The organism is Bacillus sp. 05T31, from assembly GCF_056396725.1.
Window position 1 is genome coordinate 1 of sequence record NZ_JBFTMA010001056.1, and the last position, 1,011, is coordinate 1,011.

A 1,011-nucleotide genomic window follows, 5' to 3' on the forward strand; every position below is an offset into this window, starting at 1 on the left:
AAAAGCCGGAAAGAGCAAAAAAAATTCCTATACAGTTACAATCGACATTACAAAAAGCTGGAAATATCGTTTAGCAGCCCGCTCATCTTACTATGTTGTGACATTACTACTTCTGCTAGCTTGGTATTTTGCTTTTAGAGGAATATATAAATACACTTCTTTCTGGTCAATACAAATGGGGGCTCCATTACCTACTTTAAGTATCTTGGGTAATCCGTTTGAAACTAATTATTACATTGAAACCTTTTTTAGCTTTTGGATTTTAATTTATACTTGGCAACTATCAACCAAGGTTAAGACCTATCAGGAGATAAAGCGTAGATGGTTTATTTTCTCGATGATGTTAATTGGTATAGTTGCCCAGTACTTATGGGCATTTAGTGTTCCATTAGCTAAGATATTTATTCCATTCTTACATTCGAAAGCTGGAGAAGTTTCACTAAATGACAAAGGATTAGAGGCTACTATACTTTCAAATTTTAGTAATATCATGCACCTTGTATTTGCTATACCTGTAATTATTATTATTCTCGTGCTCTTATGGCTCTTTAAGATTTTTTATGAACATAAAAAAGAGCTTTTAGATGAATTCGGAAAATGGGAATGCGTATTTAAAATACCTGGTTGGATGCTTTCCTTTTTGAATGATGATCGTCAACGGAAACTTGCTACTTCATTACACAGATTTTTCACTGAAAAAAATCCATCAAAATTGCCAGAACCCGATATCTTTCTTGGTCCTAACAGTGCTACACGGGAAATGGCAGTAATACAAGGTAAGTCTTTAACACTTAATATAATGATCATCGGTAACATTGGTACAGGTAAATCAGCTGCACTAGGTTTACCAATTGCTAATCAAATTCTTGACTATATGGCTTCAATGATTAATAACTTTAAAACCTTATATGCAAGAAAAGATTATCATTCAGAGGATGTAAAAGGAACGCAGGTAAATGGTCTTACAGTTATCGAGCCATCTAATGACTTCTGCGAAAAGGTATATAACTT

At 33.6% G+C, this 1,011-nt stretch carries 1 pseudogene; it reads left to right on the top strand.

Features of this window, described 5'->3' with window-relative positions:
- A pseudogene (locus tag AC1DJR_RS31305) lies at nt 1–1,011 on the top strand (type IV secretory system conjugative DNA transfer family protein); the annotation flags it as partial.